Genomic DNA, 12,261 nt, shown 5'->3' with positions numbered 1-12,261 from the left:
CGGCGAGCACCTTGGCGTGCGCGGCCAGCAGCACCGAACTGAGCGGCACCCCCAGCTCCTCCACCAGCCGGCACAACGCTCCCACGACGTCGTCCGGGATCGCCGCCTCGTACTCCACGGTTACCGGGACCGGAGCGCAGTTCCAGCGCGGCACAGCGGTGAACCCGCCGGCGGCGAGCACACCGCGCCAGAACTCCACGTTGGCATTCACGGGCGTTCCCATGGTGGTCTACTTCCACTCCTCGCCGCTGTTCCGGCGGATTTGCCGGGCCGGATTGCCGCCCCACCGCGCGTGCTCCGGGACGACCTCGCCCTTCATGAGGAAGGAGTCGGGGGCGAGCACAGCGCCGTTGCCGATCGTCACGCCGTAGTGGACGAAAGCACCGACCCCGAGGGTGCAGCCGGAGCCGATCGTGCTGCGGTCGGACTTGAAGGTGCCGTCCTCCTGCGAGTGGCACTGGATGACGCTCCCCGCGTTGAGCGTGCAGCCGTCCCCGATGGCGACCATCGTCCGCTCCGTCAGATAGCAGCCGTCGTCGAAGACCCTGCGGCCGAGCCGGACACCCAGCAGCCGCCAGATCACGTTCTTGAAAGGGGTGCCGTTGAAGATCCGCAGGTATGTCTCCGACGGCACCTTCCAGAAGCGCTCACGCCGCCAGAAGCGGAGGTCGTAGATCGAGCAGAAAAGCGGACCCAAGGGGTGGAACGCCGTGACGGCACGTTCGACCAGCACGAAGTACACGGCAGTGAACGGAAGTACGAGGACGTAGGCCAGTGCGATCGCCGACGCACCAAACGAGGCGTAGAGGTCCGCGGCGCCCGAGAGGAGCAGGGTGACACCGAACAAGTGGATCCATCCCACCAGCAGGAACAGCCCCATGGTGGCGGCATTGTGCCTGTTCTTGGATGTGAGGCGGCTGCGCAGCTTCTCGCCGCTCTTCAACCCGTCGAACGTGCTGTCCCGCTGCACCGATCGCGGAATCTCGAAGCTGGGCGAGCCGAGAAGCCCGACACCCTCCCGGATCTCCCCGTCGACGGGGACCATGACCTTCGTGGCGAGGAGGCAGTTGTCGCCCGTCCTGCCTCGCGAGGGGTAGGCGATCCTGTTGCCGAGGAAGTTGCGCGCTCCGATCGACGCCCGGGACACGCGAAAGGAGGTGCTCGAGTAGTCGGCGTTGATGATCGACAGGCCGTCGGCGACCATCGTTCCGCTCCCGACGGAACTCAGGTACGGGGTTTCGTGCCTCACCTCCGTACCGAAGTTCGACCCGGTCTGCTCGATCCTGGAGAGGTCGTACCCGAGGAAACGCAGATAGTGGACGATGCAGGAGCTGTCGCCGAACAGGCGCGTCAGGAACCTCCTGTTGGTCACGAACGCGATCGCCCGGTGCACCCCGTAGTGGAAGCCGTACAGGGGATAGACCCTGTCAGGTGTGATGGCCCGGCCGAGCAGGCGGGGGACAGTGGCCAGGACGAGAAGAAGTAGGGGCACGGCGCCGAAAAAGAGCACGGCGGAGGCCGCCAGGGTGTCGAGGAAGAACGTCCAGCTCGTGAGGACTGCAGACCCCGGTTCCAGGACTGCGCGGAGCTGCGGGGCCAGAGCGAGCAGCATGCCCGCGCCGCCGACCGCCAGCGGCACGTACAGGAGCAACACGGCCACAAGCTGCAGGACGCTGTGGGTCGCCCTTCTCATGGCACCGCAGCCGGCCGGGCCCACCACCTGGTACTCCACCTGGGTGGGCTGCGCCGGTGACCCGTGCCAGTGCTCGCCGTCAGGCACAGCCTGACCACTGTGCAGGGAGGAGGCATGGCCGAGCTGAGCCCCGTTGCCCAGCGAGGTCTCGATGTCGAGCACGGTGGCCTCGCTGACGACCACGTCCTTCCCGAGGTTGACCGGGCCCACCTGGATCACGCCGGCGCGAGCCCGGTAGCAGTTGAAGAACGAGTCTTTGCGGATGACTGTGCCGTCGCCGATGACGAGCAGATCGGTGCACACGGGGATATTCCGGGAGAAGATCGCGACGCCCCGCCCGATTCTCGCGCCTAGCGCCTTGAGATAGAGCGCGTAGAGCGGCGAACCAACGAACAGGACCAGCGGGTCCGACCGAACCAGCGTCTTGACGATCCAGAAGCGGACGTACCCCAGGCTCCAGATGCGGATCTGTCGGGGCTTCCACCGACCGATGAGGGTCCATTTCACCAGGATCGGAAGAGCGCACAGAACCAGAAGGCCTGCAGCGCCGAACACGATCGATCGCAGATAGACGTCGATCACGCCCGACCCGGCGGAGATCCACTCGTAGCCCCGAGCGGTGACGAGCGCGAGGACGTAGGAGTATCCGAGAAAAGTCAAGAGCTGGAGCGCGCCGCACAAAACGTACTGGGGCATCCCCGCCGGGGCCGCTGACACCGAGGCCGACGGCTCGACCGGGGAGGAGGGCGCCGAGTCCGCCAGCGCCGTCGCCAGGCTCCTGATCGTCGGATGCCGGTAGATATCCTTCATCGATACCGACGGCAGGTCCGCGCGCTTCCTCACCCGCGCGCAGAAATGCGCCATCACCAACGAGTCGGCGCCCAGTTCGTCGAAGAAGTGACTGTCGACCGACACCTGCCCGACACACACGACGTCAGCCAGCACCTCGGCGAGGATCCTCTCGGTATCTGCGGCCGGTTCGGCATACCCGCCCCGAAGGGGTGGGGACTCCTCCTGACCGGAGGTCAATGCCTCGACCGATTTTCCGACCATGTGAGCTCCCTGGAGAAGTTGCGGCCGCCACCGGCCACCACGGGCCCATGTTCCGGGCCCCGGCGCTGCACCCCGGGCAAAGGTCGGAGCGTGTGACCCGTACGGCGGGTAGCCTTCCGGGCGCGGACGGTGAGCCGGTCGGGAGGCTCACCAATCCGGTTCCGTGGATGCTCGACGCGAGCCACAGACGGATGTCTCACTTGTTATTCGGCACACGCGGCTACAGGGATTGCGCATTTCGGTATTTATCTCACATGTCGGCCCCTATCTCGAGGAATGGACAACCGCAAGCCCGGACGCGGCGACCGCTGGAGCATGCGCCACCTGGGAAGGGTGACCGGGAGGGCCGAGAAACAGGTGAGGATCGCCGAATCGGACGCCGCCACCGGAACCGCCAGGGCTGTTGGGGTGTGAACCAAGGCCATGGATGAGTACGGCCTGATCGATCACTACTAGGTGTGACACCCCGTGCCGGTTCGGTCCACCGGTCCTCCCCGCGCCGGACTTCGGCACACCGACCGACGGAGCCACCCATTCCTGCCGCTGGCCTGCCCGGAGGGAACACGTTCGGTCATCGTTGTCGCCAATCGTGGGGGACCCTGCGGCCGCCGGGTTTCCAGAGGGCGCCTCATGGGTCGAGAAGCTGCGCATCGTCGCGGGCTGGGAACCGATGCGCCGGCCGATGTCGACTGGCCTGCAACCGAGTCCGCCCTCGGCACGTCGCTGCCGAGCGACTTCAAGGAGATCGACTTTGTCCGGCAGACACGGGCGGCCGACCCGGACGACCGGCCGGTACTCGTACAGCATGACTTCGGTGATGGGGAGCGATTCGTCTGCGGTGTGGGCGAGTTCATCCTGCGCATGCTCACGGACGTGCAATTTGGATTTCCCACGAGCCACGTGGCTGACGAAGATGAGCGATTCCGACTCCTCCGGCGTGGGGGCCGAGACCCCGGCGTCAAAGTCGTCCGCGAAGCGGATGGTCAGGGTTTGAATACCGAGCCGGACGGCAGCCCTGCTGTCAACAGGGCCCCGTAGCCGTACCTCGCGTGCCACACGGCCCGCGTCCGCGTCAGCCGGACACTGCGCGCAGCGCGCCCGGCAGGCGGCCGGTGAGGCGGTCGAGTGCGGTGGATGTGGCGTCGTCGGCGGAGAGGTGGACCATGAGGCGCTGGTCGTCGTCGGCGGGCAGTTCGAGGGTTTCGTACGCCAGGCGCAGCTCGCCCGCCTCGGGGTGGATCAGCCGTGCTACGCCGCTGGACTTCGGAAGGCCGGGCAGGGTGTCCACGCGCTCGGCGAACGTCGCCCCGGCGGTGACGGTCAACTCGTCCGCGAGCGCCGCGACATGCCGATCCGCCCGGAACGGCCCTTGCTTGAGGGCGGCGACTTGTTCGTCGGCGATGCTGTCCCAGTCGGGGTAGGCGGTACGCGCCCGGTCGTCGGTGAAAACGAAGCGGGCGAGGTTCGGCGGCCTGCCGTCCAGCAGACCCATGGGTCCTGCCAGCCGCTCGTAACCTGCGGTGCAGGCGAGGATCTCGCTCAGCCGGTTGATTGACTTCCGCTCCTCTCCCTAAAGGGAGGGGATTCCTACCACGGTCGCTTGACCGTCTCGGTGGGTTCCTGTTTCTTCGCGCTGTGCCGGGACGAGTCCCGGTCTTACCCGCGCTCCGCAGGCTGACACCGCCAGTCCGGCGGCCTTGGCGACGTTGACCGCCGCGTTGATGTCCCGGTCGAGGACAGCCCCGCACTCCCCGCACGTCCAGATGCGGACGTTGAGGGGCTTGGGGCCGTCCTTGACGCCGCACTGCGAGCACACCTGAGAGGTCGGCTCGAAGCGGCCGACGGGGTGGAACTGTCGCCCGTACCGGGCGGCCTTGTACTCCAGCATCGGGGTGAACGCCGACCATCCGGCGTCGTGCACGGACTTCGCAAGGCGGGTGCGGGCGAGTCCCTTGACCGCCAGGTTTTCCACTGCAACCGCTTGGTTCTCGCGGATGATCTTCGTCGAGAGCTGGTGGTGGAACTCGCGTCGCGCGTCGGCGGTCCGTGCGTGGGCGCGGGCGACCCTGACCCGGGCCTTCCCCCGGTTGTTGCTGCCCTTGGCCTTGCGGGACAGATCCCGCTGCGCCTTCTTCAACTTCTTCTCAGCCCGGCGCAGGAAGCGCGGACTGTCGATCTTCGTGCCGTCGGAGAGGATCGCAAAGTGCGTCAGCCCCAGGTCGATGCCTACCACGGGTGCCACCTCGGGCAACGTCTCGCCCGTACCGGTCTCCACGATGAAGCTCGCGAAGTACCGACCGGCGGCGTCCTTGACCACGGTCACCGTGGACGGGACAGACGGCAGCCACGAGACCACTTGACCCGTACGTCTCCGATCTTCGGCAACGACAGATCGCCGCCCGCCGTGATCTTCCACCGGGCGTTGGCGGTGAAACGGACCGTATGCCGGTTGTACTTCCGCGACTTGAAGCGGGGCGCACCCATACACGGGCGCTTGCCCTTGAGGCTGTCGAAGAAGTTCCGGTAGGCGGTGTCCAGATCGCGGAGCGACTGTTGCAGAACTACGGCTGACACCCCGGCGAGCCAGGCCCGCTCTTCGGTCTGCTTCGCTGCCGTGACCTGCTTCGACAACTCGGCAGAGGTCACAAACGGCAGCCCCGCAGCACGGGCGGTCTCACGAGCCCGCAGGGCATCGTTATAGACCACCCGCGCACACCCGAACGCCCTCCCCAACGCGCTGCGCTGCGGACCGTTCGGGCACAGGCGGAAGCTGTACCGAAGCTGCACACCAACAATCGTACGACAGTTGATTTATGGCTGAGTATCAGAACATTCGCACAGGTCGGCACTGCCCCGTTGTCGATCGTCCGCCAGTACATCGAGCAGCAGAATCGTCCACTGTGACCTGCGGGTCAGAGCAGCCCTGAGAATCGCTTCACCACCGCCCTAAAGGCAGCGCACTGCGATTAGTCCCGGTAGCACGGCGGGGGCGGGCTCAAGGCGGTCGAGCAGCGCCCACACGGTGGGGCGTACCGCGCGGGCCGGTGTCGCGCCGCCCATGCAAGTGAAGCCGCCCTCGGCCGCCTTGGTGAGGCGGTGCAGGTGGATGCGTTCGCTCGCGGTCAGCCGTAGCGCGTCGGCCAGTGCGGAGAGCACTTGCGCGGACGGCCGGCAGTCGCGTCCCTGCTCGAGCCGTGTCACGTATTCGACGCTGACTCCGGCGAGCGTGGCCAGCTCGGCCCGGCGCAGGCCCGGCGTACGGCGCCGGGGCCCAGTGGGCAGCCCCACCTCGGCGGGTGTGACGGCTTCACGGCGGATACGCAGGAACATGCCCAGCTCGTTGTCGCTCACGTTGCGAACGTAACAGGCGCGGCCGCCGGGATCGTGGCCCTGCCACTACCAGTCTCGGCCCGGCCTTCCTGGTCTCCGCCCCGCCCGGCAGGTTGAGAGTCGTGACCACCGAGGTCACCTGTCACCTACTGACTTGCGGAGAAGGAGCACAGCCATGCCCAGCGAGACCCTCAACCTCGTGGTGATCATCGGCAGCGTCAGGGAGGGCCGGTTCGGCCCAGTAGTCGCGCGATGGTTCGTCGAGCAGGCCGTGCAGCACGGCCAGTTCACGGTGGACCTGGTCGATCTCGCGGATACGCCCCTGCCGCTCGAGCTGCCGCCCGTGCCGCCGGCGCTCGAGCCCGACATGGCCCGTCCCGCCGAGATGGCGGGCCTCACCCGGCGGATCGCGGCGGCCGACGCGATCGTCGTGGTGACGCCGGAGTACAACCGCAGCTTCCCGGCCTCACTGAAGTCCGCCATTGATTGGCACTACACCGAGTGGCAGGCCAAGGCGGTCGGTTTCGTCGGCTACAGCGGGGGGAGCGGCGGCATCCTGGCGATGGAGCAGCTGCGCCAGGTCTTCGGCGAGTTGCAGGCCCACACGGTCCGCGACTACGTCGCCTTCCCTCGGTACTACGAGCTCTTCAGCCCCGACGGCATCCTCAGGGACCCCGAGGGCCCCAATGGTGCCGCGAAGGTACTGCTCGACCAGCTTCTGTGGTGGGGCTCGGTCCTCCACGACGCCCGGCGCGACCGCCCGTACACCACCGCGTAAGGAAGGACTGTCATGCGCGGTGCGAGGGTGCGGGCGCCTGCGGCGTGCTGAGGGGCGCGGCAGGAAGTCGAGTCCAACGCCCACAGCGCCCCACACCGGCCGAAACGATGTGACGCCGACACAGTCACACGACCCATCGGACAGTGCCTAGTACCCGTACGCCGCCTACCACTAGCCTCGGGCTTTCATGAGGCGGGCTGTCCGACAGGTGGTCAGCTCAGCAGAAAGTGCCTCTGACCAGCGAGAAAGAGGATTGTCTAAGCCCTTGTTCCCGCCCCCTCGGAGGCACTTTCCTGGTGAAGAAAAATCGCGTGACGCGCGGCGCCCGATCGTCGATACTCCACGCGTGGCCACCGTGAACGTCGACAGGACTAAGCGCGTCCCATCCCCCCGCTTCTCCCTGACCGCGCCGGCCGGACGTACCTTCGGCGCGATCCCGCCAACGGCGCTGGTACTGCTCGGCATCGTCAGCGTTCAGGTGGGCTCGGCATTGGCCAAGTACCTGTTCAGCGCAGTGGGCAGCTTCGGGACAGTCGCATTGCGACTGTTCTTCGCGGCGGCGGTGCTGATGCTGTTGTGGCGGCCGTCACTGCGCATGAATCGTCGCACGTGGACAGTAGTGCTCAGCTACGGCGTGATTCTCGGCTTGATGAACCTGTGCTTCTACCAGGCGCTGGCCCGGCTCCCGCTGGGGATCGCGGTAACCATCGAGTTCCTTGGGCCGCTGGCGGTGGCCCTGGCCGGGGCGAGGCGATGGCTGGACGCTCTCTGGGCCGTGCTCGCGGCAGGCGGTGTGGTCTTGCTGATGGAGGGACGCGGCGACCTCAACCTTGTCGGTTTTCTGTTCGCCCTCGCCGCAGGAACGTGCTGGGGCCTGTACATCCTGGTCGGCGCGGCGCTGGGCCGCCACACCACGGAAGGCAATGGTCTGGCTCTGGGAATGGCCGTCGCGGCACTGGTGGCTGTGCCATTCGGCATGGCCGACAGCGGAACGGCGCTGATTCAGCCGTGGGTCCTGGTTGCGGGGCTCGGCGTGGCACTGTTGTCGTCAGTGATCCCGTACTCGCTGGATCTGGAAGCACTTCGCAAGATCCCACCGCGCGTGTTCGGCATCCTGATGAGCCTCGAACCAGCCATGGCGGCCCTCATCGGCCTCATCGTGCTCCAGGAGTCGCTGCACTGGTCGCAGTGGATCGCGGTGCTGTGCGTGGTGGCCGCATCGGCGGGCGCCACACGCGGCGCCCGCCCAGACGTCTGACGCGCTTTCACGAGGCGGGCCGTCCGTCACTTGATCGCGAACGCAAGAAGTGCTCCTGACCTGCAACGATAAGACTTGCTGAGGGTCTTGTCCGTTGTCATCAAAGGAGCACTTCTCGGGTGAAGAAGCGTATCGGGCCCTATCCGCGTGTCCGCGTTGAGGGCGGGGGGCGCGGGGTGGTCACACAGGCCGGAGCGGTGCTGATGGTCGAGACGATCCGCAAGACCGGCCTGGACACGGCGATATCGGCGGCGCTGGCGCCCTGGCGCCGGCCACGGGCGGTGCACGATCCGGGCAAGATCCTGCTGGATGTGGCGCTCGCGGTCGCACTCGGTGGCGACTGCCTGGCCGATGTGGGCATGCTGCGGGCAGAGCCGGCCGTGTTCGGTCCGGTGGCGTTCGATCCGACGGTCTCCCGTCTGATCGACACCCTCGCGTCCGGGGGACAGCGGGCGCTGACCGCGCTGCGGCAGGCGCGTGCTGAAGTACGCGAGCGAGCCTGGCAGTTGGCCGGAGGTGCGGCGCCGGATGCCGGCGGTCAGGTGATCGTGGACATCGACGGCGTCCTCGTGCTGGCCCACTCCGAGAAGCAGGACGCCACCGCAACCTGGAAAAAGACCTTCGGCCACCACCCGCTGATGGCCTTCGTCGACCACGGCCGGGAGGGATCCGGCGAACCCGTCGCAGGTCTGCTGCGGCCGGGCAACGCGGGCAGCAACACCGCCGCCGATCACATCACCACCACCCAACTGGCCCTGGCTCAACTGCCGGCGAGTACCGGCGCGGACGCCGGACACTGATTCGTACCGACTCCGCAGGTGGCACGCATGAGTTCGTCGCCTGGCTCGCCCAGCGGGGAAGGCGGCTGTCGTACTCGGTCGGCATGACCGTCACCGGCGCCATTCACGAGGCCGTCCTCAAGGTCCCGCCCGTCGCGTGGGCGGTGGCCGTCGAGCCGGGCGGCGAGATCCGCGACGGCGCCTGGGTCGCCGAACTGGCCGGCGATGTCCTCAAGGGCTGGCCGAAGGGGATGCGGCTGATCGTCCGCAAGGAACGCCCTCACCCCGGCGCGCAGTTGCGCTTCACGGATGCCGACGGCCTTCGGCTCACCGCGTTCGCCACCAACACCACCGGCGTCGCGATCGCCGCACCCGAACTGCGGCACCGCCAGCGGGCACGCGCCGAGGACCGCATCCGTGCCGCCCGCGCGACCGGCCTGCGCAACCTGCCCTGCACGACACCGCGCAGAACCAGATCTGGCTGGAGATCGTCCAGACCGCCCTCGATCTGCTGGCCTGGATGCCCATGCTCGCCCTGACCGGAAAAGCCCGCAGGTGGGAGCCCCGCCGCCGCCGGCTTCGCCTCTTCTCAGCCGCCGCCCAACTCGTCACCACTGGCCGCCGCCGCATCCTCCGCCTCGCCGCGCACTGGCCTTGGACCGACGTGATCACCGACGCCCTGACACGGCTCACTGCCCTTCCGAACCCCGGCTGACCAGTGCACATGTCCCTGCCCCAACGACCCCCACCATCACCCCGGAGCCGTGGAACCCGGCGCCCACCCGACGCGGCAGCCGGGCACGACCCCTGCCCGCGACCGCCCAACAAGCCGAAACGGCCTGCCAGTTGACCTGAAAAGCCGTCACGAAAGATCGAGGCTAGAGGCAGACGCGAAAGAGGGCGCCACCCTAAATGTGGTGGCTGGCGCCCTCTCGCTGTTCCAACTGGCAGCCTCTACCTCTGATGACAGACGCGGGTTCTGTTGGCCCGATGCATCAGCCAGCACTGCGCCGCGCCATATGGCTATGTGTTTCCTCGGCTCCGCGGAGTGTGGAAGAACTCCACTAGCACTCGCCCCGCCACCTGACGCCGTAGATGACTTCGGTGTAGGGGGCAGTCCATTTGTATGCGCCTGGCCCTGGGTTGTAATGAAGGCAACTGGTTGCCGTGCCGTCTCCTTCGTACCAATACGTCATGTCGACGTGGTCGGCCCCGGGCAGGCGGTACCCATTGTTGAATACGGACCGGAATGCCACGCTCCCGCTCCAGTTGCCTGCCGTTTTCAGAACCAGGGAGCCTGTCTGGTCCGGCCCGCTCCAGGCACAGAAGTACCCCTTGGGGCAGCCGGCCGGGTTCGGCTCGGCAGAGGCGGTGGGCGCTAACGCGATGACGCCGAACATAGCGGCGGACGCGGCAAGGGCCGCAGTAATCCCTTTGCGCATGTGTCTCTCCTTCACTCGTGGCTGCCTTCATTCTTCGGGCCCAGATCGGAGATGCGCAAACACTTCAACGAAGCTGGAAGTGTCGCCAAGGCCGAGGCAGATGGTGCTGGCCCGTGCCGAGTGAGTGTGGGTTGGAGGAGTCGTGAAGTGGATTTGGCGGTGGAGAGGAGCACTGTTCAGATACACAGGTCTTCCTGCCGTACTCCGTATCGCGAGCAGTTTCTCGAAGCGCCGCGACGATAGACGGTCAGGCGCCCGGTCTGGGCTCGATCCGCTTTGACGGACATTTGAGATCAGGGGTTCTGCCCCGGAAGGGCTCACGCCGCCATGTCCCTCACCGTCGGCCCGGAGGACCCGGCGGCACGACGCCTCGCCTGGTGGCGCAGCGTGCTGAGCTTCCGCAACCCGACCGCCCCCTGGTGGCCACCGCCCCCGCCCCGCCAAGCGGCCCGCCTGGTACAGCGCCCTCGCCACGGCGTCGCTCCGTACCGCGCGGCGGAGGGCAAGCGCACGTACGCGGCGGTGGCCAGGGACCTCGGGATCAGTAGAGAGACGCTGCGTACGTGGGACGCAACGACACCGCCGAGTCGGCGCCCGCGCGTCGTGACGGATGCAGCTGCCGTCCTCACTCCGTAAGCTCGTATACGGGAGTGCTCGTCGGCGGGTAGGCCCGCTCGGCGCACGACGCCCCTCGCCTCCAGCTCCTCAAGGCGCTGGTTCAGCACCTTCCAGCTCGCCTTCGGGCTCGAAGGGGAGATCCGTGAAGCGCATTGAGCTGAACATCAACTCTCGCGGACGACCAGCAGGGTCCACCGCTCGCCTATCAGATCCACATGACCACGTACCTGATCAGTCAGCTTCGCATCCCCGGCATACCGCAGGAGGACAACCTGGCCTATCTGGAGCAGGTGGAGGCCACCACGGCGCCGTACGGAGGAAAGTGGCTTGCGATGGACACCGAGGTGCAAGTCCTCGAAGGCGCTTGGCCTGGCTCGGTGGTGCTGCTCGAGTTCCACGACATGGCGAAGGCCAAGGAGTGGTACAACTCGCCCGAGTACCAGAAGATCCTGCCCTTGCGTACCGACCGCACGATCAGTGACCTGATCCTGGCCGACGGTGTCGGCCCGGACTTCGCGCCCGCCGGCTACGCGCAGCAGATCCGTGCCGCGATCGCGGCGGCCTCCGACAACGGCAGCTGATCTTGCCGCTCGGCTTCATGCCGGGCGCCGGGCACGCTGATCCGCGACGCATCGCTACTGATGCCCCTGACGTGGAGCCATTCATGACCACACCGCGGGACCTGATGATCGTCGCTTTGGACATGGCGTCCAGTCGCACTGTCGAGCCGGGCGATCTGTCGCTTGCGCTCGCGGGCGCCGAATTGATCGACCTCCTGGGTGCTCAAGCCATCAGACTGGACGACGATCACATTGTGCCGAGCCATCGGCAAGCAATAGCTGATCGCCTGTTGGACGAGGCCGCGTCGGCACTTGACCGACAAGCGCCGTACGAGTCGGTCGACGACTGGCTGTGGCGCAGAGGCCGCGGCCTGTCCGCGGCGTATCTGGCAGCCCTTGAGGCGGAAGGTCAGCTCACTCGGCAACGCCGCCACCGCTGGATACCCTCCCGGACCAGCCAGATGGTGCTGGTCGATTCGGCCGATCGCCGCCTGGCGGCGAACCGCATGACATCGGATGAGCCCATCCTCGCCGCTCTTGCAGCGGCTATCGGGATCCGCGACAAGCAGACTGGCGCCTCCCCGGGCTTGGCCGACGACGCGGTGGCGACAGCGCTCGCCGCCGTCAATGACGCGTTGAGGGAACTGGAGGTCGAACGGCAGCGGCGAGCCATCGACGAGGCGGCCTTCAACAACATTTGGCGAGGCGACTGACGACGGCGCGCGTGGCGATCCTGTCGGTGTCGGTGTC

9 protein-coding genes and 4 pseudogenes are annotated in these 12,261 nt (G+C 67.2%); 7 read left to right on the top strand and 6 right to left on the bottom strand.

Translation table 11 applies throughout. The features are described from left to right. Together AB0D12_RS38090 and AB0D12_RS38085 are read right to left on the bottom strand one after the other, a co-directional pair. Nucleotides 1–223 (bottom strand): hypothetical protein (locus tag AB0D12_RS38090; RefSeq protein ID WP_362693764.1); only part of this gene is annotated, 223 nt, incomplete at its 3' end. A gap of 6 nt (nt 224–229) precedes the next feature. Beyond that, nucleotides 230–2,746, bottom strand: coding sequence for a Pls/PosA family non-ribosomal peptide synthetase (locus AB0D12_RS38085; protein WP_362693761.1), 2,517 nt, complete (start codon nt 2,744–2,746; stop codon nt 230–232). Between the two features lie 630 nt (nt 2,747–3,376). Here AB0D12_RS38085 and AB0D12_RS38080 point away from each other — a divergent pair. Next, entirely contained in the window at nt 3,377–3,784 is a 408-nt protein-coding gene (locus AB0D12_RS38080) for a hypothetical protein (RefSeq protein WP_362693758.1), read from the top strand. 34 nt (nt 3,785–3,818) lie between these two features. Here AB0D12_RS38080 and AB0D12_RS38075 read toward each other — a convergent pair. From AB0D12_RS38075 to AB0D12_RS38065, 3 pseudogenes are all read right to left on the bottom strand, one after another. Then, nucleotides 3,819–4,298, bottom strand: a pseudogene (locus AB0D12_RS38075) (transcriptional regulator); the annotation flags it as partial. Nucleotides 4,299–4,316: 18 nt separating this feature from the next. Further along, nucleotides 4,317–5,533 (bottom strand): annotated as a pseudogene (locus AB0D12_RS38070) (RNA-guided endonuclease TnpB family protein). Nucleotides 5,534–5,722: 189 nt separating this feature from the next. Further along, nucleotides 5,723–6,097, bottom strand: a pseudogene (locus tag AB0D12_RS38065) (helix-turn-helix transcriptional regulator); the annotation flags it as partial. A gap of 154 nt (nt 6,098–6,251) precedes the next feature. On the opposite strand from AB0D12_RS38065, the gene AB0D12_RS38060 reads away from it, so the two are divergent. From AB0D12_RS38060 to AB0D12_RS38050, 3 genes and pseudogenes are all read left to right on the top strand, one after another. Beyond that, complete coding sequence (locus tag AB0D12_RS38060) at nt 6,252–6,854, top strand: NAD(P)H-dependent oxidoreductase (RefSeq protein WP_362693755.1); 603 nt, start codon at nt 6,252–6,254, stop codon at nt 6,852–6,854. Nucleotides 6,855–7,200: 346 nt separating this feature from the next. Continuing rightward, complete coding sequence (locus AB0D12_RS38055; RefSeq protein WP_362693752.1) at nt 7,201–8,112, top strand: DMT family transporter; 912 nt, start codon at nt 7,201–7,203, stop codon at nt 8,110–8,112. A 119-nt stretch (nt 8,113–8,231) separates the two neighbouring features. Next, nucleotides 8,232–9,606, top strand: a pseudogene (locus AB0D12_RS38050) (IS1380 family transposase). 349 nt (nt 9,607–9,955) lie between these two features. On the opposite strand, the gene AB0D12_RS38045 reads toward AB0D12_RS38050, so the two are convergent. Further along, nucleotides 9,956–10,291 carry a peptidase inhibitor family I36 protein gene (locus AB0D12_RS38045; RefSeq protein WP_362693767.1) on the bottom strand — a complete coding sequence of 112 codons (336 nt, stop codon included), beginning with the start codon at nt 10,289–10,291 and terminating at the stop codon, nt 9,956–9,958. 369 nt (nt 10,292–10,660) lie between these two features. Between AB0D12_RS38045 and AB0D12_RS38040 the strand changes: the two genes are divergently transcribed. The 3 genes from AB0D12_RS38040 (at nt 10,661) to AB0D12_RS38030 (ending at nt 12,224) form a co-directional block, all read left to right on the top strand. Next, on the top strand, nt 10,661–10,969 hold the full coding sequence (locus AB0D12_RS38040) for a hypothetical protein (RefSeq protein ID WP_362693773.1): 309 nt from the start codon (nt 10,661–10,663) through the stop codon (nt 10,967–10,969). A 197-nt stretch (nt 10,970–11,166) separates the two neighbouring features. Next, a complete protein-coding gene (locus tag AB0D12_RS38035; protein ID WP_362693749.1) occupies nt 11,167–11,532 on the top strand; it encodes a DUF1330 domain-containing protein in 366 nt (121 codons plus the stop codon). 83 nt (nt 11,533–11,615) lie between these two features. Next, a complete protein-coding gene (locus AB0D12_RS38030) occupies nt 11,616–12,224 on the top strand; it encodes a GPP34 family phosphoprotein (RefSeq protein ID WP_362693746.1) in 609 nt (202 codons plus the stop codon). The last annotated feature ends 37 nt before the right edge of the window (nt 12,225–12,261 follow it).

The sequence above is a fragment of the Streptomyces sp. NPDC048479 genome (assembly GCF_040651435.1).
Taxonomy (GTDB): domain Bacteria; phylum Actinomycetota; class Actinomycetes; order Streptomycetales; family Streptomycetaceae; genus Streptomyces.
The sequence above is the reverse complement of the archived record's forward strand: the minus strand, read 5'-3'. Positions and strand labels throughout refer to the sequence as shown.

Bases quoted from the DNA above. Each gene is read 5' to 3' on its own strand.
- AB0D12_RS38045 (WP_362693767.1), bottom strand. From the start codon at position 10,291: ATGTTCGGCGTCATCGCGTTAGCGCCCACCGCCTCTGCCGAGCCGAAC.
- AB0D12_RS38035 (WP_362693749.1), top strand. From the start codon at position 11,167: ATGACCACGTACCTGATCAGTCAGCTTCGCATCCCCGGCATACCGCAG.
- AB0D12_RS38030 (WP_362693746.1), top strand. From the start codon at position 11,616: ATGACCACACCGCGGGACCTGATGATCGTCGCTTTGGACATGGCGTCC.
- AB0D12_RS38085 (WP_362693761.1), bottom strand. From the start codon at position 2,746: ATGGTCGGAAAATCGGTCGAGGCATTGACCTCCGGTCAGGAGGAGTCC.
- AB0D12_RS38080 (WP_362693758.1), top strand. From the start codon at position 3,377: ATGGGTCGAGAAGCTGCGCATCGTCGCGGGCTGGGAACCGATGCGCCG.
- AB0D12_RS38060 (WP_362693755.1), top strand. From the start codon at position 6,252: ATGCCCAGCGAGACCCTCAACCTCGTGGTGATCATCGGCAGCGTCAGG.
- AB0D12_RS38040 (WP_362693773.1), top strand. From the start codon at position 10,661: ATGTCCCTCACCGTCGGCCCGGAGGACCCGGCGGCACGACGCCTCGCC.